The sequence below is a fragment of the Mycobacterium noviomagense genome (assembly GCF_010731635.1).
GTDB lineage: Bacteria > Actinomycetota > Actinomycetes > Mycobacteriales > Mycobacteriaceae > Mycobacterium > Mycobacterium noviomagense.
Map to the genome: position 1 here is coordinate 3367492 of NZ_AP022583.1, position 19815 is coordinate 3387306.

Annotated in this window: 23 protein-coding genes; 16 read left to right on the forward strand and 7 right to left on the reverse strand. The window is 66.8% G+C overall.

The features are described 5' to 3' along the window. Positions 1 to 80: 80 nt before the first annotated feature. From G6N15_RS15900 to G6N15_RS15925, 6 genes are read left to right on the forward strand one after another with little or no spacing between them, the layout of a single operon-like run. Positions 81 to 449, forward strand: a complete 369-nt coding sequence (locus tag G6N15_RS15900) for a YraN family protein (RefSeq protein ID WP_083090070.1) — start codon at positions 81 to 83, stop codon at positions 447 to 449. After that, a complete protein-coding gene (locus tag G6N15_RS15905; protein WP_083090071.1) occupies positions 449 to 1960 on the forward strand; it encodes a YifB family Mg chelatase-like AAA ATPase in 1512 nt (503 codons plus the stop codon). The genes G6N15_RS15900 and G6N15_RS15905 overlap by 1 nt, the downstream gene beginning before the upstream one ends. Then, positions 1957 to 3129: a DNA-processing protein DprA gene (gene dprA / locus G6N15_RS15910; RefSeq protein WP_163748101.1), complete on the forward strand. Its 1173-nt coding sequence runs from the start codon at positions 1957 to 1959 to the stop codon at positions 3127 to 3129. Before G6N15_RS15905 ends, dprA begins: the two co-directional genes overlap by 4 nt. A 31-nt stretch (positions 3130 to 3160) precedes the next feature. Next, positions 3161 to 4015, forward strand: coding sequence for a siderophore-interacting protein (locus G6N15_RS15915; RefSeq protein ID WP_083087980.1), 855 nt, complete (start codon positions 3161 to 3163; stop codon positions 4013 to 4015). A gap of 24 nt (positions 4016 to 4039) precedes the next feature. Beyond that, a complete protein-coding gene (locus tag G6N15_RS15920; protein ID WP_083087979.1) occupies positions 4040 to 5200 on the forward strand; it encodes a lactate 2-monooxygenase in 1161 nt (386 codons plus the stop codon). 32 nt (positions 5201 to 5232) lie between these two features. After that, positions 5233 to 6147: a tyrosine recombinase XerC gene (locus G6N15_RS15925; RefSeq protein WP_083087978.1), complete on the forward strand. Its 915-nt coding sequence runs from the start codon at positions 5233 to 5235 to the stop codon at positions 6145 to 6147. A gap of 137 nt (positions 6148 to 6284) precedes the next feature. Here G6N15_RS15925 and G6N15_RS15930 read toward each other — a convergent pair whose 3' ends face one another. Further along, complete coding sequence (locus G6N15_RS15930; RefSeq protein WP_083087977.1) at positions 6285 to 6773, reverse strand: M23 family metallopeptidase; 489 nt, start codon at positions 6771 to 6773, stop codon at positions 6285 to 6287. A gap of 244 nt (positions 6774 to 7017) precedes the next feature. Here G6N15_RS15930 and rpsB point away from each other — a divergent pair, with 244 nt between their 5' ends. The 4 genes from rpsB to G6N15_RS15950 all read left to right on the forward strand — a co-directional run bounded on the left by rpsB (position 7018) and on the right by G6N15_RS15950 (position 10466). Then, a complete protein-coding gene (rpsB, locus tag G6N15_RS15935; protein WP_083087976.1) occupies positions 7018 to 7866 on the forward strand; it encodes a 30S ribosomal protein S2 in 849 nt (282 codons plus the stop codon). Position 7867: 1 nt separating this feature from the next. Then, positions 7868 to 8683 (forward strand): translation elongation factor Ts, encoded by an 816-nt coding sequence (gene tsf, locus G6N15_RS15940; protein ID WP_083087975.1) that lies wholly within the window; start codon positions 7868 to 7870, stop codon positions 8681 to 8683. Positions 8684 to 8709: 26 nt separating this feature from the next. Further along, on the forward strand, positions 8710 to 10140 hold the full coding sequence (locus tag G6N15_RS15945) for an amidase (RefSeq protein WP_083087974.1): 1431 nt from the start codon (positions 8710 to 8712) through the stop codon (positions 10138 to 10140). Between the two features lie 104 nt (positions 10141 to 10244). Further along, entirely contained in the window at positions 10245 to 10466 is a 222-nt protein-coding gene (locus tag G6N15_RS15950; RefSeq protein WP_197910669.1) for a DUF2795 domain-containing protein, read from the forward strand. A gap of 13 nt (positions 10467 to 10479) precedes the next feature. On the opposite strand, the gene G6N15_RS15955 is transcribed toward G6N15_RS15950, so the two are convergent. Continuing rightward, positions 10480 to 11163: an HAD family hydrolase gene (locus G6N15_RS15955; protein WP_083087971.1), complete on the reverse strand. Its 684-nt coding sequence runs from the start codon at positions 11161 to 11163 to the stop codon at positions 10480 to 10482. Positions 11164 to 11291: 128 nt separating this feature from the next. Between G6N15_RS15955 and G6N15_RS15960 the strand changes: the two genes are divergently transcribed. Together G6N15_RS15960 and G6N15_RS15965 are read left to right on the forward strand one after the other, a co-directional pair. Beyond that, a complete protein-coding gene (locus G6N15_RS15960; protein ID WP_083087969.1) occupies positions 11292 to 11828 on the forward strand; it encodes a DUF1360 domain-containing protein in 537 nt (178 codons plus the stop codon). A gap of 29 nt (positions 11829 to 11857) precedes the next feature. After that, positions 11858 to 12271: a ChaB family protein gene (locus tag G6N15_RS15965; RefSeq protein WP_083087967.1), complete on the forward strand. Its 414-nt coding sequence runs from the start codon at positions 11858 to 11860 to the stop codon at positions 12269 to 12271. A 9-nt stretch (positions 12272 to 12280) separates the two neighbouring features. Here the strand turns inward: G6N15_RS15965 and G6N15_RS15970 are convergent, their stop codons facing one another. Next, positions 12281 to 12916 carry a PAS and ANTAR domain-containing protein gene (locus G6N15_RS15970; protein ID WP_232070479.1) on the reverse strand — a complete coding sequence of 212 codons (636 nt, stop codon included), beginning with the start codon at positions 12914 to 12916 and terminating at the stop codon, positions 12281 to 12283. Between the two features lie 563 nt (positions 12917 to 13479). Between G6N15_RS15970 and G6N15_RS15975 the strand changes: the two genes are divergently transcribed. Together G6N15_RS15975 and G6N15_RS15980 are read left to right on the forward strand one after the other, a co-directional pair. After that, entirely contained in the window at positions 13480 to 14223 is a 744-nt protein-coding gene (locus G6N15_RS15975; protein ID WP_083087963.1) for a cutinase family protein, read from the forward strand. A 163-nt stretch (positions 14224 to 14386) separates the two neighbouring features. Next, positions 14387 to 15073: a phosphate signaling complex PhoU family protein gene (locus tag G6N15_RS15980; protein WP_083087961.1), complete on the forward strand. Its 687-nt coding sequence runs from the start codon at positions 14387 to 14389 to the stop codon at positions 15071 to 15073. Between the two features lie 20 nt (positions 15074 to 15093). Here the strand turns inward: G6N15_RS15980 and G6N15_RS15985 are convergent, their stop codons facing one another. The 4 genes from G6N15_RS15985 to G6N15_RS15995 all read right to left on the reverse strand — a co-directional run bounded on the left by G6N15_RS15985 (position 15094) and on the right by G6N15_RS15995 (position 17939). Continuing rightward, positions 15094 to 16236: a glycoside hydrolase 5 family protein gene (locus tag G6N15_RS15985; protein WP_232070250.1), complete on the reverse strand. Its 1143-nt coding sequence runs from the start codon at positions 16234 to 16236 to the stop codon at positions 15094 to 15096. Positions 16237 to 16443: 207 nt separating this feature from the next. After that, positions 16444 to 17283 carry an SDR family oxidoreductase gene (locus G6N15_RS15990; protein ID WP_083087956.1) on the reverse strand — a complete coding sequence of 280 codons (840 nt, stop codon included), beginning with the start codon at positions 17281 to 17283 and terminating at the stop codon, positions 16444 to 16446. 82 nt (positions 17284 to 17365) lie between these two features. Further along, positions 17366 to 17536 carry a hypothetical protein gene (locus G6N15_RS22775; RefSeq protein WP_169922520.1) on the reverse strand — a complete coding sequence of 57 codons (171 nt, stop codon included), beginning with the start codon at positions 17534 to 17536 and terminating at the stop codon, positions 17366 to 17368. Between the two features lie 58 nt (positions 17537 to 17594). Continuing rightward, the gene (locus tag G6N15_RS15995; RefSeq protein WP_083087953.1) at positions 17595 to 17939 is read right to left on the reverse strand and encodes a DUF3140 domain-containing protein; all 345 of its coding nucleotides are present in this window, start codon (positions 17937 to 17939) and stop codon (positions 17595 to 17597) included. A 338-nt stretch (positions 17940 to 18277) separates the two neighbouring features. Here G6N15_RS15995 and G6N15_RS16000 point away from each other — a divergent pair, with 338 nt between their 5' ends. Next, positions 18278 to 18763 carry an MPT63 family protein gene (locus tag G6N15_RS16000; RefSeq protein ID WP_083087951.1) on the forward strand — a complete coding sequence of 162 codons (486 nt, stop codon included), beginning with the start codon at positions 18278 to 18280 and terminating at the stop codon, positions 18761 to 18763. Between the two features lie 110 nt (positions 18764 to 18873). After that, positions 18874 to 19809: a lysophospholipid acyltransferase family protein gene (locus G6N15_RS16005; RefSeq protein WP_083087950.1), complete on the forward strand. Its 936-nt coding sequence runs from the start codon at positions 18874 to 18876 to the stop codon at positions 19807 to 19809. The last annotated feature ends 6 nt before the right edge of the window (positions 19810 to 19815 follow it).

Genomic DNA, 19815 nt, shown 5'->3' on the forward strand with positions numbered 1-19815 from the left:
TGGGGATAACTGGCCGCTGCGGCGCGGTGGCGGCCTTGCTGCCGGCTTGTGGTGTCGGCGCTCGTGGGCAGGGTGACGGCATGACGACGTTGACCCGGGCCGAGCTGGGAGCACTTGGCGAGCAACTGGCCGTGGATCACCTGACCCGGTTGGGGCTACAGATTGTCACCCGCAATTGGCGCTGCCGGTACGGCGAGCTGGACGTGATCGCTACCGACGCGGCCACTTGCACATTGGTGTTCGTCGAGGTCAAGACGCGCACCGGCGACGGATTCGGAGGGTTGGCGCATGCGGTGACCCCGCAGAAGGCCCGTCGGCTGCGGCGCCTCGCAGCGTTATGGCTTGCCGGTCAACACCGGAGTTGGAATGCCGTGCGCATCGACGTCATCGGGGTGCGGATCGGCCGCTACCGGACCCCGGAGATCACGCACCTGCAGGGGATCGGCTGATGGCGTTGGGGCGTGCATATTCCATCGCCGTGCGCGGACTGGACGGTGAGATCGTCGAGATCGAAGCCGACATCACCTCGGGCCTGCCGGGTGTGCACCTGGTGGGTCTGCCCGATGCCGCGCTGCAGGAATCCCGCGATCGGGTGCGGGCGGCAATCACCAACTGCGGCAATCAGTGGCCGATGAGCCGGCTCACCCTCGCGTTGTCGCCGGCGACGCTGCCGAAGATGGGGTCGGTCTACGATTTGGCGCTGGCCGCTGCGGTCCTGTCGGCGCAGCGAAAAAAGCCGTGGCAGCGGCTGGCGACCACGGTGCTGTTGGGTGAGCTGGCGCTGGACGGGCGGGTGCGTCCCGTGCGCGGAGTGTTGCCGGCGGTGGTGGCGGCCAAGGCCGAGGGCTGGTCGGCCGTCGTGGTGCCGGTGGGGAACCTGGCTGAGGCCAGTTTGGTCGACGGCATCGACGTGTGGGGGGTTCGCACCCTCGGGCAGCTGCGGGCGTGGCTAAGTGGAGCGACGTCGCTGGACGAGAGGATTACCGAGGTATCGGCTGCGCCCGAGCCGTCGGCCGACCTGGCCGATGTGGTGGGGCAGGCTCAGGCCCGCTTCGCGGTGGAGGTGGCCGCCGCGGGGGCGCATCATCTCATGCTGACCGGTCCGCCGGGTGTGGGCAAAACCATGCTGGCCCAACGACTTCCGGGTTTGCTGCCGCCGCTGTCGGAAAGCGAGTCGTTGGAGGTCACCGCAATTCATTCGGTCGCCGGTCTGCTCTCGGACGCGACACCACTGATCACTAGGCCGCCGTTCGTGGCGCCGCATCACAGCTCCAGCGTTGCCGCGCTAGTCGGCGGCGGTTCTGGGATGGCGCGGCCGGGCGCGGTCAGCCGCGCGCACCGCGGAGTGTTGTTCCTCGACGAGTGCGCCGAGATCCGGGTCAGTGCGCTAGAGGCGTTGCGAACACCGTTGGAAGACGGGCAGATTCGCCTGGCCCGCCGCGACGGCGTGGCGACCTACCCGGCGCGGTTTCAGTTGGTGTTAGCGGCCAACCCATGCCCGTGCGCGCCCTCTGACCCGCGGGACTGTATGTGCGCCGCTGTGGTGAAACGCCGCTATCTGGGCAAGTTGTCGGGGCCGCTGCTCGATCGAGTCGACCTACGCGTCGAGATGCATCCGGTGCGGGCCAGCGCGTTCTCCGTTACTGAGGGGGAGTCGACGGCCCAGGTGCGCAGCCGGGTGGCGCAGGCCCGCGACGCGGCGGTCGAGCGGTGGCGGCCACACGGATTCCGCACCAACGCCGAGGTCAGCGGCTCCCTGCTGCGACGGAAATTCCGCCTGGACAGCGTGGCGATGGCGCCGCTGCGTGCCGCGCTGGACCGCGGTCTGCTCAGCATCCGCGGCGTCGACCGCACACTGCGGGTGGCATGGACATTGGCCGATTTGGCCGGCCGCACATCGCCGGGTGTCGACGAAGTTGCCACGGCACTGAGCTTTCGCCAACCGGGGGCGTCACGATGAGCCAGTCGGCCGACGACCCGACGCTGCGGGCATGGGCGTATCTGTCGCGAGTGGCCGAACCACCGTGCGCGGAACTGGCGGCGTTCGTCCGACGTGTCGGCCCGGTCGAGGCCGCCGAACGGGTCAAGCGCGGGCAAGTCGACGACGTGCTGGCGCGCAGCACTGAAGTCAGGCACGAAATCGACCAGTCCGCAACCGATGTCGAGCTGCTGTTGCGCCGCGGTGGTCGGCTGATCACCCCCGACGACGACGAGTGGCCCGCGCTTGCTTTCACCGCGTTCGACGGTTCTGCTGCCAAGGCCAAGCCACAGGCCAGGCCGCCGCTGGTGTTGTGGGCGCAGGGCCCGGTTCGGCTCGACGAAACCGCGCATCGCGCCGCCGCGGTGGTCGGGACCCGCGCTGCCACTGCCTATGGCGAGCATGTGGCTGCCGATCTTGCCGCAGGACTGACGGAAAGCGGCGTCGCGGTTGTCTCCGGCGGCGCATACGGCATCGACGGTACAGCGCACCGCGCCGCGCTGGCGTCCGACGGAGTCACCGTGGCAGTGCTCGCGGGTGGCATCGACATCCCTTATCCCGCAGGGCATTCCGCCCTGCTGCACCGTATCGGCACGCACGGCCTGCTGGTCACGGAGTACCCGCCCGGTGTGCGGCCCGCCCGCCACCGGTTCTTGACCCGCAACCGGCTGGTCGCCGCGTTCGCGGGCGCAGCGGTGGTGGTCGAGGCCGGGCTGCGCAGCGGCGCCGCGAACACCGCTGCGTGGGCTCGGACCCTGGGCCGGGTGGTGGCCGCCGTTCCCGGTCCGGTCACCTCGTCGGCGTCGGCGGGTTGTCACGCGCTGCTTCGCTCAGGCGCAGAGTTGGTCACTCGCGCCAGCGAGGTCATCGAGCTCGTCGGTCGCATTGGGGAATTGGCGCCGGATGAACCGCGGCCCGCGACCGCCTTGGACGGGCTCAGCGGCGCCGAACGCCAGGTCTACGAGGCGTTGCCCGGCCGCGGAGCCGTCACCGTCGACGAGATTGCCGTGGCGTCCGGGCTGCCGCCGGCCCAGGTGTTCGGGCCGCTGGCGATGCTGGAGGTCGCCGGTCTGATTGAGCACCGGGACGGCTGTTGGCGGATCGTCCGAGCGGGTACACAGCAGCCACCGCCGGCAGCGCGGCTCGTATAGTCGACACGATCAACTCTGGAGGGGAGGCGATGTGGCGGGTCGACCAGTCCACACCTTCGAAGTGGTGCGCCGCGAACAACTGGCGCCGCACATGGTTCGGGTAGTGCTTGGCGGAAACGGCTTCGACACATTCGTCCCCAGCCAATTCGGCGACTCCTACGTCAAGATGGTGTTCGTCCCCGACGACGTCGACGTGGCCGAGCTGCCACGGCCGTTGACCCTGGACAGCTTCGGCGGCTTGCCTGCGGAAAAGCAACCGGTGATCCGGACCATGACGGTGCGCCGTGCAGACCCCGCAGCGCGCGAGCTCACCATCGACATCGTGGTGCACGGCGAGCACGGGGTGGCCGGTCCATGGGCGGAGGCGGCCCAGCCGGGTCAGCCGATGTACCTGATGGGGCCCGGGGGAGCCTATGCGCCCGACCCGTCTGCCGACTGGCATCTACTTGCCGGCGACGAGTCGGCCCTGCCCGCCATCGCCGCTGCCCTAGAAGCGTTGCCGGACAACGCGGTTGGTAAGGCTTTCATCGAGATCGCCGGGCCCGAAGACGAAATCCCGCTCACCGCACCGGAATCCGTGCAGGTGCACTGGATCTATCGCGGCGGGCGGTCCGATCTGGTGCCCGAGGATCGGGCGGGCGATCACGCACCGTTGATCGAAGCGGTCAAGACCACCGAGTGGCTGCCGGGCCAAGTCCACGTCTTCATCCACGGCGAAGCCCAGGCCGTCATGCACAACCTGCGCCCGTACATCCGCAAGGAGCGCGAAGTCGACGCGAAATGGGCGTCGATCTCCGGTTACTGGCGGCGCGGTCGCACCGAGGAGACGTTCCGGCAGTGGAAGAAGGAGCTCGCCGAGGCGGAGGCGGCCGGGGTCGCGGACTGATCACCGCCTGGCATTCTCATTGTCGTGGCGTTCTCCGATTACCAGAACGAGATCTACCTTCGCGGCTTGGCGGGCGTTCTTCCGTCACTACCCATGGCCTTCGCGGAACTGGAGGCCAAAGCGCGAGCCGCAATGTCGCCTTCGGTGTGGTCGTACGTCGCCGGCGGCGCCGGCGACGAACGAACTCAGCGGGCCAACTGCACCGCGTTCGAGCGCTGGGGTCTGATCCCGCGAATGTTCGTCGGCGCCACCAACCGCGACCTGTCCCTCGAACTGTTCGGTCTGCGCTTGCCCTCGCCGGTGTTCATGGCGCCCATCGGAGTCATCGGGATCTGCGCCCAAGACGGCCACGGCGACCTGGCGACCGCCCGCGCCGCGGCCCGCACCGGTGTGCCCATGGTGGTGTCGACGCTGACCGCCGACCCGCTGGAGCAGGTCGCCGCCGAGTTCGGCGACACCCCAGGGCTTTTCCAGCTCTACACACCCACCGATCGGGAGCTGGCCGCCAGTTTCGTGCATCGTGCCGAAGCGGCGGGCTACAAGGGCATCGTGGTGACGCTGGACACCTGGGTGCCCGGGTGGCGACCGCGCGATCTGAGCACGGCGAACTTCCCGCAGCTGCGCGGCCACTGCCTGAGCAACTACATCAGCGACCCAGTGTTCCGCGCCAGCCTGCAACGCCCGCCGGAAGAAGACCCGCAAGGGGCTGTTCTGCGCTGGGTTCAGCTGTTCGGCAATTCGCTGACATGGGATGACCTGCCGTGGCTGCGGTCGTTGACCAAGCTGCCGCTGATCGTCAAGGGCATCTGTCACCCCGACGACGCTCGGCGCGCCAAAGACGGCGGCGTCGACGGCATCTACTGCTCCAATCACGGCGGACGCCAAGCCAACGGTGGTCTGCCCGCCCTGGACTGTTTGCCTGACGTCGTGGAGGCCGCTGACGGGTTGCCGGTGCTGTTCGACTCCGGCGTGCGCAGCGGGGCCGACATCGTCAAGGCGCTGGCCTTGGGGGCAACCGCGGTGGGCGTCGGCCGGCCCTACGCTTACGGCTTGGCGCTCGGCGGGGTCGACGGCATCGTGCATGTGCTGCGCGCGCTGCTGGCCGAAGCCGACCTGATCATGGCCGTCGATGGCTATCCACTGCTGAGCGATCTCACACCGGCGGCGCTGCGGCGCGTCACCTGAACCGCGCCGCCGGTATCTGCGACGGTAGGGGAGTGCGGCCTGAGGCCGAGGGCATCCTCGACGAGTTCGACGAGTATCTGGCGCTGCAACGCGGCCGCTCGGCCCACACGCGTCGGGCGTACCTGGGCGACTTGCGGTCGTTGTTCGCCTTTCTCGCCGAACGCGCGCCCGGCGCAGGCCTGGAGGCCCTGAGTTTGCCGGTGCTGCGGTCCTGGCTGGCGGCCGAGGCCGGCGCAGGCACCGCCCGCACCACCCTGGCCCGGCGTACCTCGGCGGTCAAGGCCTTCACGGCATGGGCGGTCAGGCGTGGTCTGCTGGATACCGATCCGGCGGTGCGGCTGCAAACACCCAAAGCGCGCCGCACGCTGCCGGCGGTGCTACGCCAAGACCAGGCGTTGGATGCGATGGCTGCCGCGAAAACCGGTACGCAGCAAAAAGATCCGCTGGCTCTGCGTGACCGTTTGGTCGTCGAGATGCTGTACGCCACCGGCATCCGGGTAAGCGAACTGTGTGGCCTGGACATCGATGATGTCGACCTCGGCCAGCGGTTGGTGCGGGTACTCGGCAAGGGCGACAAGCAGCGCACTGTCCCGTTTGGCGAGCCGGCCGCCGAGGCGCTGTGCGCGTGGCTGGCCGACGGGCGCCCCGCGCTGGCCACCGCCGAGTCCGGTCCGGCGTTGCTGCTGGGCGCGCGGGGGCGACGACTCGACGTGCGCCAGGCCCGCACCATCGTGCACCAGACCGTCGCCGCGGTCCAGGGCGCACCCGACATCGGGCCGCACGGACTGCGGCACAGCGCGGCCACCCATCTGCTCGAAGGCGGGGCAGACTTGCGCGTCGTGCAGGAATTGCTCGGACATTCCAGCCTCGCGACCACACAGCTGTACACCCACGTCTCGGTCGCCCGCTTGCGTGCCGTCCACGACCAAGCACACCCGCGCGCCTAGCGATACGCCGGCTGTGCCCCGGCACATCGACTCTGCGGCAGTGGCTTTCATCCTGCGCGTACGGCGGAATCAAGCCCGTCAACCTCGCCGTGGGTGCAGACTCGACGCCGTCAGCGCAGACTCGACATCACCGGCGCTCAGAACAGCGGCTTGAGCCGGATCGGTGTCGACGCCAGCAGCCCCAGCGGATCGACATAGTCCGCGCGGGCCGCCGGACCCCACATCGCGCCCCAGTGCAGACACGCGGCCGCCCCGCAGCCCGGGTGCCCGGCCACCAACTTGCCGATCACCGAACCCGCGTCTACCCGCTGACCGGCTCGAACACTGCCTTCCACTGGCTCGTAGCTGGTATGCAAACCACCCGGATGGGCAAGCGCCACCACTGGCCTCCCGGCCAGCGTCCCGGCGAACACCACGGTGCCCGGCGCCGCCGCATACACCGGCTGACCGGCCACACCGGCCAGATCTACCCCGCGATGCCCGCGATTCCAGTTGGGCGCCGGAGCGTCAAAACCCCGAACGACGGCCGGGCGTGGCCGCAGCGGCCAGTCCAGCCGGGCCGGGTCGCCAACCGCAGGCGCCGCACACAACACAGCCGCCACCAGCAGGAGTGCAACCGATCGCACGAGACCAGTTGACCGCGGCGTCCCGCCCGGCCACCAGCCAGGCTGTGGACAAAGCACCAGCTACCGGCGTGTAAACTCGTCGGCGCAGTCCACGTCAGTGGGCTGACTTCGCGTGTCTGCCGCCGACCAGATGCCGCGCGGTCCCTTCTGAACTACCAGTCAGATGGGTGCGGCATCCCGCAGACGCCAGGGCCCGGCTTCACCCGATGCCGGGCGACAACCGACCACAAGTAAAGGCACAGGCATGGCTGTTGTAACCATGAAACAGCTGCTTGACAGCGGCACCCACTTCGGGCATCAGACCCGTCGCTGGAACCCCAAGATGAAGCGGTTCATCTTCACCGACCGCAACGGCATCTACATCATCGACCTGCAGCAGACGCTGACCTACATCGACAAGGCGTACGAATTCGTCAAAGAAACCGTCGCCCACGGCGGCACCATCCTGTTCGTCGGCACCAAGAAGCAGGCGCAGGAATCGATCGCCGCCGAGGCCACGCGGGTCGGCATGCCGTATGTGAACCAGCGCTGGCTGGGCGGCATGCTCACCAACTTCTCCACCGTGCACAAGCGGCTGCAGCGCCTCAAAGAGCTCGAGGCGATGGAGCAGACCGGCGGCTTCGAGGGCCGCACCAAGAAGGAGATCCTGGGGCTGACCCGCGAGAAGAACAAGCTCGAGCGCAGCCTTGGCGGCATCCGCGACATGAACAAGTTGCCGTCGGCCGTCTGGGTCGTCGATACCAACAAAGAGCACATCGCCGTCGGTGAGGCGCGCAAGCTCGGCATCCCGGTGATCGCGATCCTGGACACCAACTGCGACCCGGACCTCGTCGACTACCCGATCCCGGGCAACGACGACGCGATCCGCTCGGCGGCGCTGCTGACCAAGGTGATCGCCTCGGCCGTGGCTGAAGGGTTGCAGGCCCGCGCCGGCCTGGGCCGCGGCGACGGCAAGCCGGAGGCGGAAGCCGCCGAGCCGCTAGCTGAGTGGGAGCAAGAGCTGCTGGCCGCCGCGACTGCCGGGGCCCCGGACCCGACCGCCGCCGAGGCGCAACCGGCGACAGACACCACTACCGAATCCACGGAAGGCTGATATGGCGAACTACACCGCTGCCGACGTCAAGCGCCTTCGCGAGCTGACCGGCGCCGGCATGCTCGACTGCAAGAATGCGCTGGCCGAATCCGACGGCGACTTCGACAAGGCCGTCGAGGCGCTGCGGATCAAGGGCGCCAAGGACGTCGGCAAACGCGCCGAGCGGGCGACGGCCGAAGGGCTGGTAGCCGCCAAGGACGGCGCTCTGATCGAGCTGAACTCCGAGACCGACTTCGTTGCCAAGAACGCCGAGTTCCAGAAGCTGGCCGACCAGGTCGTCGCCGCCGCCGCGGCCTCCGAGGCAACCGACGTCGACACGCTCAAAGCAGCCAAAGTCGGCGACAAGACCGTCGAGCAGGCAATCGCCGAGCTGTCGGCCAAGATCGGCGAGAAGCTCGAGCTTCGCCGAGTCGCATTCTTCGACGGCACCGTCGAAACCTACCTACACAAGCGGTCGGCCGACCTGCCCCCAGCGGTCGGCGTGCTGGTCGAATACACCGGCTCGAACAAAGAGGCCGCGCATGCAGTCGCGCTGCAGATCGCCGCGCTCAAGGCCCGCTACCTGAGCCGCGACGACGTGCCCGACGACGTCGTGGCCAACGAGCGCCGCATCGCCGAGGAAACCGCCAAGGCCGAAGGCAAGCCCGAACAAGCGCTGCCCAAGATCGTCGAGGGTCGCCTGGGCGGCTTCTTCAAGGATGTGGTGCTGCTCGACCAGCCGTCCGTGTCGGACAGCAAGAAGACCGTGAAGGCGCTGCTCGACGAGGCCGGCGTCACCGTGACGCGGTTCGTCCGGTTCGAGGTCGGCCAGCCCTGACAGCAGCGCGTTGATAGCGTCGCGTCATGCGACGAGTGCACGCGTTCGGCGACGACGCCCTAGGTGACCTCGACGCGGTCGCCATTGCTGAAGCGATCAAAACCGGGCAGCTGGCGCGCGCAGACGTCATCGAGGCGGCCATTGCCCGCACCGAAGCCGTCAACCCGGCCCTCAACGGGTTGGCCTACCAGGCGTTCGACCGGGCGCGCGCTCACCTGCCACCCGAGGATGCCTTCTTCAGCGGCGTGCCGACGTTCGTCAAGGACAACGTCGACGTCGCCGGATTACCGACCATGCGGGGCACCGACGCGTGGGTGCCGCGTCGGGCCGCCGTCGACGGCGAGTTCACCCGGGTCTACCTCGGTACCGGGCTGGTCTCCCTGGGCAAAACGCAGCTGTCGGAATACGGCTTCAGCCCATCGGCCGAGCATCCTCGACTGGGACCGGTCCGCAACCCGTGGAAAACCGAATACACCGCGGGCGCTTCGTCGTCGGGTTCGGCTGCCTTCGTCGCGGCCGGTGCGGTTCCGATCGCCCACGCCAACGACGGCGGCGGCTCGATCCGAATTCCCGCTGCCTGCAACGGATTAGTAGGCTTGAAGCCCTCGCGCGGTCGGCTGCCGGTGGATAAGGAACTGCGCCGGATGCCGATTCGCCTCGTCGCAAACGGTGTGGTAACCCGCTCGGTGCGTGACACTGCCGCCTTCTACCGGGAGGCCGAGCGCATCTGGCGATACCCCAAGCTTCCTCCCATCGGCGACGTCACACGCCCCGGTAGGCAGCGGCTGAAAATCGCGGTGATCACCCGCTCGGTCGACCGTGAATCCACCCCCGAAATCCGCGAGCTGACACTGAAATCCGCCGCGTTGCTCGGGGAACTCGGGCACCGCGTCGAACATGTCGAAAACCCGCCGGTGCCTTCGAGTTTCGGCGACGACTTCGTGCTGTATTGGGCGCTGCTGGCGGTCGGACAGATGTTCATCAGCCAACGCAGGTTCGGCGACACATTCGATCCCACGCGGTTGGACAACCTGACGCTGGGCCTGAACCGCCATGCGCGGCGCAACCTGCACCGGCTGCCCCTGGCGATCGCGCGGCTGCGCGCCATCCGCCGGCGCACGGCACAGTTCTTCGGCACGTATGACGCGGTCCTGACTCCCACGCTGGCCGAGGAGACGCCGCGCATCGGTCACCTCGATCCGACAGCCGATTACGAGCAGGTGATGGACCGGATGCGCGACTGGGTCGCGTTCACGCCGCTGCAGAACGTCACCGGCGAGCCCGCGATTTCGTTGCCGCTGGCCGAATCCGCAAGCGGTATGCCGGTCGGCATGATGCTCTCCGCCGACATCGGGCACGAAGCGCGGCTGCTGGAACTGGCCTACCAACTCGAAGAGGCGCAGCCGTGGGCCCGCATCCAAGCCGGCGCCGGCGACCATCGCGGAAAACGCTCATAGCCGAACGGCGTTACGCGAAGCTGTTTAGCAGCAGCAGGATCGGGAATCACGATCGGGCGGCCGGCACCTTGGGGGGCCCGCGACATCCGATGGAGGTGCCTGCGATGACAGATGAAGAAGAAATCGAGCTGGAGCGAGTCCTGTCCGCGATCAGCTATCCGTGCGACAAAGCCGAGTTGCTGCGCCGGGCCCGGGCCGACAGCACCGACGACGAGGTGTTGTCCCGCCTGGAACTGCTGCCGGATCGCGTCTACGAGGGCGCCGACGAGGCGCTGATGTTCGCCGACGATTCCGAGCGGTACCAGTCGGGGGACCCGCTCACCTGAACCGGTCGGGCGATCACGCCCGCAGCAATCGACCCACGTCGGCGAGATGGGCGTGCAGGTCTGCTGGATCGGCGTAGATCCCCGCCGCGCCGGCCCGTTCCAACGCCTCGCGTGCCACCCCGCCGCACAACACGCCCACAGTCGGCACACCCGCGCGTCGGCCCGCCTCCACGTCCCACACCGCATCGCCGACGAAGACCGCCCGCCCCGGCTCGAGCCCCACGCGGTCCAGTGCGGTGCTGACGATGTCCGGATCGGGCTTGCCGCGGTCGACGTCGACGCTGGAGGTTATTTCGCTAACCAGGTCGTCGACGTCGAGCACCCGGCGTAGCAACGCCAACGTCTCTTCCGATGCTGACGACGCCAACACCGTGCGCCATCCCCGCTCGGCGATGGCCTCAAGCAAATCGCGCGTGCCCGGCAGGGGGCGCAGAACCGGCTCCAACTCGCCGAAATAGCGGCTGTGCGCATCTTTTGCTTCGTCGCCGCACGCATCGGCCAGCTCATCACCGAGCAGGATGCGGACGAGTTCGGAGCCGGCGCGGCCGACAAGCCCGTGAATGCGCCAACACGGGACGTCCTGGCCGACGTCCAGAAACGCTCGATGCCAGGTCACCGCATGGTGGAAGTTCGAATCGACCAACGTGCCATCGAGGTCCAACAAAATAGCCGGTGCGTCGGCGGCAGATTCGGCCACGACAACTCGTCCTCTCTATGCGTCGGCTCATTAGGTACCCGGCCCAGTCACCCGGAAACGTGCCGGGATTGCGGGGCGCGGACTTCGGGTAACCGCCATGAGGACCGGACGCCGATGAGGGAGTGCCAGTGGCCGAATTGCGGGAAGTAACCGCCAGCGCGGCAGAACGTGCTCGGCAGGAAGCCGAGGAATACCGCGGGGACAACGAACGTCCGCTGAGCGGATATCTGGTCGTCATGGCCATCTATGGCGCCCTGGTGGCGGCGACGGGGGTCATCGCCGCAGCCACCGGACGCACGCTGCCTGAACGGTGGCATCTGCAGGACCTGATCACCGTCACGTTAGGCACCCACAAGCTTTCCCGGACTCTGGCCAAAGATGCGGTGACCAGCCCGCTGCGGGCGCCGTTCACCCACTACGCGGGCACCGGTGGCCCCTCCGAGGTGCAGGAAGAGACCCGGCACGACAGCCAGTTGCGGCACAGCCTGGGAGAACTCCTGACCTGCCCGTTCTGCCTCGACATGTGGGTGGCGACCGGGTTCGTCATCGGCTTGATCTTCGCGCCGCGGCTGACCCGCTTGGTCGCCGGCAGCTTCGCCGCACTGGCCGGCGCCGACTTCCTCCAACTCGCGTACGCGAAGGCGCAGCAAGCCGCACAGAGCTGAAGCAACGACACACCGATCGGGAGGTTCTCATGCCCAAGACAACCAAGGGAGGCAAGCCGAAAAAGAGCGAGTTGCCCAGCACGCTGAAGCGGTCCAACGCCAAGGCGCAACGAACGTTCGCCAAAGCCCACGACGCGGCGGCCGAGCAGTACGGCAGCGAGCAGCGCGCCCACCGGGTCGGCTACGCGGCGCTCAAGCACAGTTTCGAAAAAGTGGGCGATCACTGGGAGCCCAAGAAAAAAAGGGGACCGTCGGACAAAGCCGCCGAAGGCGGCGGCCCGAACAATAAGGCCCCGTCGGCGGAGGGCGTCAACGCCAACGCCAGCAAGAAGCACCTGCTTGACGTGGCCCGCCGGCTCGACGTGCGCGGGCGCTCCACGATGAGCAAGCCTGAACTCGTCGACGCGATCAAGAAGGCCAACCGCCGCGCGCGGGCACGCTGAGCGCGACGCCTACTCGAGAGTGAGCAGAGCACGGTCGACCTGGCTGACCGAGTTGCTCGACATTTTGCCGGCGACAGCGGCTAAAAATAACCGCGCCAGATCACGCACCTTGATGTTGGTTTCCTGGGAACGCCAGACCAGGACGTCGAACGCGCGCTCGGCGGAGATGCCGTAGGCGGCCATCAGCACACCTTTAGCCTGCTCGATCTGTGCGCGAGAAGCGGTGACTTCGGAGATGGCGGAGTCGATGTTCGACTGCAGTGACTCGGTGACGTCCACGTAGAACCCTGTCGTGCCGATAACCGCGCCGGCGTCGTCGCACAATACGTCACCCACGACCACCACCCAGTGGGTGCGTCCGGCGGCGTCGATGATGCGGTGACGACTGCTGAACGGCTCTCCCGTCAGAACCCGGTCCAACACCGCAGCGACTCGTGCGCGGTCGGCCGGATGCTTATGCTGCAGCAGCAGTTCAGTGGTGGGCACGACGGTTCCGGGCTCATAGCCGTGCATGCGTGCCACCGCATCCGACCACTCCCAGCGCTGGCCGTCGAGATAGAACCGAAAACGCCCGACCCGCTGTGGTTCACCCGGGGCGACGACGAGTTGGACGGCGCCGAATTGCTCCGATTCGAGGGCATCCAGTGCGGGCGGGATCTCCGCCGCTGCGTCAGCAGTTCGGTCGGATTGAGGGTCGAATTTCACGCCCATGTCCTACCCAGCCTTCCGGGCAATACCTCAACCGACGGGTCTGTCCGCAGTCGTCGGCCAGGCGCAGGACCATCCGTCTGTGCCGGGCTACCCGCATTTCAGCACGCAGAAACCCGCTGCGCTGGACGTCCGTGTTTCGCTCGAGGCGTGCCTCCAGCGTGGTGGTCGAGCGGAACCTACGGCTCACGACCGGCTCACGACGGCTGATTCGAGCTGTCCCATCCTGGGCCGAGGCCAGGCGGACGAAGCCGGCGGCTTGGCCCGGCATGTCGTTGACCGTGGACCGTGTGCGCAGCGTTGTAGGTTTGCCTGGGGCAAACCGGCTGATGAGCGACGGCTGCACCGTCACCACGCGACGTATTCGCCTCGGGATAGACGGGTAATCTCGTGAACCGCCGGATCCGACCACACCACCGTCAGCTAGCAGCACCCGCCCGTCGGAACGCCCGCGAAAATTTTTCGTTTCGAGAAGCGTTTGGGTGGGCACATCCTGCGTCATGAATGCATGTCCCCTCATCCGTTTCCTTGGTCCCGCGCTAGCAGTCACAGCCGGCGGCCTTGGCGCCTACGCCCTTTCAGCCTTGGCCGCTCCATCCGCATCCGCCCAGCCCTGCCCCGACACGGAGGTGGTGTTCGCCCGCGGCACAGGCGAACCCCCCGGTGTTGGACCCACCGGGCAGGCATTCGTCGACGCCCTACGCTCCCGCGCCGGCGGAAGGTCGATGGATGTCTATCCGGTCAACTACCCCGCCAGCGACGACTGGGCCACGTCCGGACTCGACGGTATTCGCGACGCGGGCGCTCATGTCGTTTCCACCGCGGGAAGCTGCCCGCAGACGAAGATGGTGTTGAGCGGTTATTCCCAAGGCGCGGCGGTGATGGGCTTCGTCACCTCCGCTGCAGTGCCGGAAGGCGTCGATCCGGCGACCGTACCGAAACCGCTGTCACCCGACGTCGCTAATCACGTCGCCGCCGTCGTGCTCTTCGGAATGCCGAATGTGCGGGCCATGAACTTCCTGGGGCAGCCGCCGGTCGTGATCGGCCCGGCATACCAGGCCAAGACCATCAAGGTGTGCGCTCCCGAGGACCCGGTTTGCTCCGACGGGCTGAACTTCGCCGCCCACGATATGTACGCCGACGATGCGAGCATCGTCGACAAGGGTGCCGACTTCGCCGCGAGCCGCCTTGGCGGAGGTTCACCGGCACCCGTCCCGCCGCCGACAGGGGGCTTTGGCGACTGACACCCCGCTGAGCTGAGCCGCCGGTCCGACGCCGCTAGCGGGTTCGCTTGGCGCACAGTGCCGGTCGTCCGATCCTCGTGTGCACGCCACGTGCACATCCCGATTCGGTAACAATCCGCGTACCCGGGTTTAGTTTGCGATCGCGCTGACCTGACTCACAAATATGGAAAGCGCGGTTGGATACGAGCTCGCGGCGCTGCGCTGTCAGTTCGCAGAAATGTGCGCGATGGCCGCCGAGGCAATGAACCATGCCACCCATGCACTGCTACTGGCCGACATCGACGTAGCCGAAGCCGTCATTGCCGAGCGCGACGATATCGCCGCGATGAGCGCGAGCGCCGAAGAGACCACGTTTCGTTTGCTGGCGTGGCAACGGCCCCTAGCCGGCGAGCTGCGCATGATGGCTAACGCCATCCGGATCGCCGCTGATGCGGAACGGATGGGGGAGCTAGCGCTGCAGGTAGCTGAGATCGCCCGCCGCCACTATCCGCGTCCCGCGGTGCCCGCGGAGGTCAGCGGGCGGGTGGCCGAGCTAAGCGCAATGGCGGTGCAGCTGGCCTGCGCCGCCCAGGAAGTGTTGTTGTCGCGGGAGCCACGACTCGCGGCAGATCTTCGCCGCGACGACGGCGCGGTGCACCGCCTATACCGCCAGCTGCTTGCTCTACTGATCGACCCGAACTGGCGATACGGCGTCGCCCGCGGCGTCGACGTGGCCCTGGTGAGTCTGCTCTACGAGCGTTTCGCCGACTACGCCGTGCACCTCGCTGAGCGTTACACCTTCCAAACCAACGGCTACCGTCTTCCAGTCCGTTCTCGCAAGGTCGCTCCGTTGACGAACCGTCACAGATAGCCGACCATCCTCGGCACTGGTTAGCGATTGCGTGCGCTGATAGGCGGCGCCACACGGTCAGCGTTGGAGATCACTTGAATTTCGGTGTCTTGATACGGCTGGCCGTCGGGTCGAAGCAGATCGTGAAACCAGACTGGCGGATCGTCGGCGTACGGCTGCTCCCACGAGTCCCACGGGAAGTAGGTCTGGGTCTTGCCGGCGACCAACCCCCAATTGATGGCGGCAATGTTGTATCGCTGGGCAATTGGCAGGATCGCCTCCACGCTGCTGCCCAGAGTGCGGGCCATGTACTCGGTACAGAGGATCGGCCGGCCCAGTGGCGACAGCTCAGCGATGCGGGCCTCGAACACCGCGGGCTCGCCGTAACAGTGAAAGCTGACCACGTCGGCGTTGTCGAGTTGAATGCCGGCGATGGTGCTGCGCCGCGCCGGATCAGCCCAGTCGCCGTGCCACACGCCGCTCGTTAACGGCTGACACGGATCAACCGATCGCGCCCACCGGAACACCTGCGGCAGCAGGTCTGCGACACAGTCCAGTTTGTCTGGGCGTTCGACATCTGCATACCTGCGTGCGCGATTGTCGGGCTCATTCCACAGGTCCCAGCCCAAAACACGGTCGTCGTCGCGGAATTGGGTCAACACCCCGGTGACGTAGTCGTGGAGGACGCGGATGTAGCCACGGTCGTCGACGTGTTCGGCGCCGGGGCTTTGCACCCAACGAGAGTTGTGGACCCCGGGCCTGGGTTCGGGCTGCTGACCGGGCCGGGGAAACGGATCCCAGCAAGAGTCGAACAAGACGAACAGGGGTTTGATGCCGTGACGCGCCGCGATGGCGACGAACTGCTGGAGACGCAATTGAAAGCCACGACGATCCTGGGCCCAGAGCTGGTCGTGCAGAAAAACCCGCACCGTGTTGAGCCCGCACAATCGGGCCCAACCCAGTTCTGTGTCGATGCGGCGGGGATCGTAGCTGCCGGCCTGAAACATCTCGAGCTGATTGACCGCGTTGGAGGTGATGTAGTTCGCGCCGACGAGCCGACCTTGCCCTCGATACCAGCGGTGAGCACGGTCGGGCGACCAGCGGCTTGTCTTGTCCGTCGTCGTGCGGGGCGGCGTAGCGGCAGCACGTGGAGTGCGGGCCAATGCCGCGCCGGCTGCCAGCATAATGGGCAGCTTCAGCATTGTTCGTCGGCTACGCGAAGTCGCTATGACTGCCCCCCCGGGTCGCACCGCTTAGTTGTTATCGAATCACCTTGATATCAAAGGTGATCCAACGGCCAACCAGCGGGGGTATGCGGCGCTGGACACATCGACGTAGCGACGCGTTCCAGCCACGGGGAACGCTGTGGGTAGCGGCCGCACTCGGGGGGCTTACAGGATCGGCCTACCGCCAGTCACCGCCACCCGAGCGCCGGAGATGTAGCTGGCGTCGTCGGAGGCGAGCAACACATAGATGGGCGCCAGCTCCGCGGGCTGTCCAGCGCGCCCGAGCGGCACGTTCTCGCCGAACGACTTCACCTTCTCAGCCGGCATTGTCGAGGGGATCAGCGGAGTCCATATCGGTCCTGGCGCCACACTGTTGACTCGGATACCTTTTTCACCCAGCAGCTGCGCCAGGCTGGCAGAGAAATTGGCGATCGCCGCCTTGGTCGCCGCGTACGGCGCGAGGGTGGGGTTGGGCGCGTCGGAGTTCACCGAAGAGCTGCCGATGATCGACGAGCCTGGGGGCATGTGCGGTAACGCTGCCTTCGCGAGGTAGAAGTACGCACCGACGTTGAGCTTGAACGTGTATTCCCATTCATCGTCGCTGATCTCGTCGAGGCTCTGGTGCGTCATCTGGAAAGCCGCGTTGTTTACCAGCACGTCGATGCCGCCGAATTCCTGGGCCGCTCGGTCGATGACCGCGCGGCAGTGCGCCGGCTCGGATAGGTCGCCGCGCACCAGCACACACTTGCGGCCGGCCTCCTCGACGTAGCGGGCAACGTCTTGGGCGTCTTCGTCCTCGTTGAGGTACGCAATCAGCACGTCGGCGCCTTCTCGGGCGAAGGCGATCGCAACGGCGCGGCCAATACCGCTATCGCCCCCGGTGATGACCGCTCTTTTACCCGTGAGCTTTCCGGAACCGCGATAACTCTTTTCGCCGCAATCGGGGACTGGCTCCATTTGCGACTGCACTCCGGGTACGTTTTGCTGCTGCTCGGCAAAACCCATGATCGATTCCCTCTCTGAGAGCCTGCTTGGTAAGCGCGGTAGCCGCTTCGACGGCTGTGGTGGTATTGGTCGGGCGGCGGAATTACCGGATTGGCGGCCCGGCGGTGGGAACTTCTGGGTCGTCGTCGGCCGGTGGCTCTGGGTCGCGCCATTCCTCGGCCCGACTGGAGCGATTGCCTTGAAGGGTTCCCCGCAGCTCACGCTTGAGCTGCTCGTCCTCGCGCGGGTTATGCTTCGCGCTCTCGCGTCCCATTATGAACTCCCTTTTTTATCAATGTGTTTCACAACCGCGAGTGTTGGCCTGAACGTTGTCAACGCCGGGATTCCTTCAAGGGATCGTGACCGATGGTCATCAGCCGGTGTCGCCAGTTTTCCTGGCCGGCAGTCGGCTCCAAGTCATCGCGGCGTTCGGCGTGGACCTTGTCGACCACCTTCCGCATGATCCCTTCGTCGTCCTCGGTGAGGTCGACCCGTCGCTTTTTCAGGATCTGCAGCACCCGCTGGCCCATCTGGGTACCGGCCTGGTCGGGCAGCTCTTCGGTCTGCTCGTCCGCCGAGCGTGTGCGCAGCCACTCAAGCAACTCGCGAGAAGACATGTTGACGACGCGGTGGAACTCGTCCCACAACGCGTCGTCGACCTCGACATGCCGGGTCATCACTCACCTCCCGTCGATGAATGGGCGGATCATCGCCAGCAAGGCGTCCTCCTCGTCCGGCTACCCGGCAGATAGAGGGGCTAATCCAACTGGTTGGCCAGTGGCCGGAGCCCGGACGAACCGGGGCCGACACGATGGGACACCGCCAAAAACTGCAGATAAGAGACGCCTTGCGAGTTTGCCAGGGACGGTCTTCTCGGAATTCTTTCGGAAATTGATCCGAGTTGCGTTTGAGCACGCCGCGGATCGGCTATGGGACCTTGCGTGCGGTGATAGCTCGCCTATGGCTGGGCGGACCGCTCGAACAAAAGACTCGAGTCGCATCGAGAGGAGTTAGCGTGAAGTTCACCAAGACCGCCGTTAAATCGGCAATCGGCGCTGCTGCAATAGCAACTGCCACAGTTTTCACTGCTGCAACGGCTTCTGCCGTTAACCCCACCGTGCAGAGGTTCGGTACGACCGAACAGCTGGTCGACGGTCCGCTGGTTACCGCGTACACCGTCAACAACCTGCAGCCGAGCAATGTCATGATCCCGGGCTATACCCCGGCCGGGCAGCTCTGGCAGGCCGACGTGACCGCGGCCGCGCAGAGCGGCACCGTCACGCCGCTCGTCGCGGACTTCAACGCCCGGGCGGCCAACGGCCAGAACTACCGCGTGGTCATTCCGCCGCAGCCGGCGCCGAACGGCCTCCCGGATGCGCCGCTCCCGCAGGGTCAGCAGGCCAGCGGGAAGATCTACTTCGACGTGACTGGCGCTCAGCCTAACGGCGTCGTCTACAACGACGGAGTCGAAGACGTGCTGATCTGGACCACCAACGCCTAACGGTTCAGTCGGCAGTCATGAGGCCTCCCCGCGTCATGGCGACGCGGGGAGGTTTCATTTGGGCGGCCTTGCGACTGCGTGGTTGTCGCGGAAGTGGGTAACACACGGGTATGGATGTCATCGATCATCGGCCAGCGGACGTGCGTAAACAGGCTCAACGGCATGCGGACGAAGCCCGGGCGGCGATGGCCGACCGGCGCGCCGATCAGGCCGGCGGGCTCAGCGGCTGGGTGGCCAAGCGTTCCGGCGAATGGGAGCTGAACGGACCCGACGAGGCAACCTTGCAGCGCCAGAAGTTCCTGTGGAACACGCTGGTCGACTACTGGTTCAGGATGGAGATCGACGGCTGGGAAAACATCCCCGCGCCGCCCGTCCTGCTGATCGGCATACATTCGGGCGCCCCGTTTGTCTGGGACGCCTGGACCGTCGGCCTGCAGTGGTGGCGACGCTTCGGCCAGGACCGCCCGCTGCACGGGACCGCGCACGACGCGCTGATGGCCATCCCGCTATTCGGCCGCTATTTCCGGTCCATGGGAGTACTGCCTGCAGCGCCGGACGCCATTGCGACCGCGCTGGCGGAGGGGCGCGACGTCGCGCTCTGGCCCGGTGGGGAAGTGGACTCGCTGCGGCCGTGGAAGGAGCGCGACCGTGCCAACCTCGCCGGGCGCACCGGCTTTGTGAAGATGGCGATTCGCGCAGGGGTGCCGATAGTGCCTATCGCCACCGTTGGCGGTGCCGACGCCATGCCGGTGCTGATTCGCGGCGACCAACTCTCGCGGACACTGCGGCTGGACCGACTGTTGCGGCTCAAGGTGTTTCCGCTGGCGATCTCGTTGCCATGGGGTATTGCACCGGCCGCGCTGCCGCAACTGCCACTGCCGGCGAAGATCCGTACGCGGTTCATGCCCGCCGTCGAACTCGACCACGACCCAGCACGCGCCGACGACGATGAGTACGTCGACCGCAAATACCACGAAGTCCAGGACAGTATTCAGCGGGGCATGGACGCTCTGGCGCGCAAACGGGCTTTGCCGCTATTCGGCTGACACTTC

Bases quoted from the DNA above. Each gene is read 5' to 3' on its own strand.
- G6N15_RS15900 (WP_083090070.1), top strand. From the start codon at position 81: ATGACGACGTTGACCCGGGCCGAGCTGGGAGCACTTGGCGAGCAACTG.
- G6N15_RS15905 (WP_083090071.1), top strand. From the start codon at position 449: ATGGCGTTGGGGCGTGCATATTCCATCGCCGTGCGCGGACTGGACGGT.
- dprA (WP_163748101.1), top strand. From the start codon at position 1,957: ATGAGCCAGTCGGCCGACGACCCGACGCTGCGGGCATGGGCGTATCTG.
- rpsB (WP_083087976.1), top strand. From the start codon at position 7,018: ATGGCTGTTGTAACCATGAAACAGCTGCTTGACAGCGGCACCCACTTC.
- tsf (WP_083087975.1), top strand. From the start codon at position 7,868: ATGGCGAACTACACCGCTGCCGACGTCAAGCGCCTTCGCGAGCTGACC.
- G6N15_RS15945 (WP_083087974.1), top strand. From the start codon at position 8,710: ATGCGACGAGTGCACGCGTTCGGCGACGACGCCCTAGGTGACCTCGAC.
- G6N15_RS15950 (WP_197910669.1), top strand. From the start codon at position 10,245: ATGACAGATGAAGAAGAAATCGAGCTGGAGCGAGTCCTGTCCGCGATC.
- G6N15_RS15965 (WP_083087967.1), top strand. From the start codon at position 11,858: ATGCCCAAGACAACCAAGGGAGGCAAGCCGAAAAAGAGCGAGTTGCCC.
- G6N15_RS15975 (WP_083087963.1), top strand. From the start codon at position 13,480: ATGAATGCATGTCCCCTCATCCGTTTCCTTGGTCCCGCGCTAGCAGTC.
- G6N15_RS15980 (WP_083087961.1), top strand. From the start codon at position 14,387: ATGGAAAGCGCGGTTGGATACGAGCTCGCGGCGCTGCGCTGTCAGTTC.
- G6N15_RS15985 (WP_232070250.1), bottom strand. From the start codon at position 16,236: ATGCTGGCAGCCGGCGCGGCATTGGCCCGCACTCCACGTGCTGCCGCT.
- G6N15_RS15990 (WP_083087956.1), bottom strand. From the start codon at position 17,283: ATGGGTTTTGCCGAGCAGCAGCAAAACGTACCCGGAGTGCAGTCGCAA.
- G6N15_RS22775 (WP_169922520.1), bottom strand. From the start codon at position 17,536: ATGGGACGCGAGAGCGCGAAGCATAACCCGCGCGAGGACGAGCAGCTC.
- G6N15_RS15995 (WP_083087953.1), bottom strand. From the start codon at position 17,939: ATGACCCGGCATGTCGAGGTCGACGACGCGTTGTGGGACGAGTTCCAC.
- G6N15_RS16005 (WP_083087950.1), top strand. From the start codon at position 18,874: ATGGATGTCATCGATCATCGGCCAGCGGACGTGCGTAAACAGGCTCAA.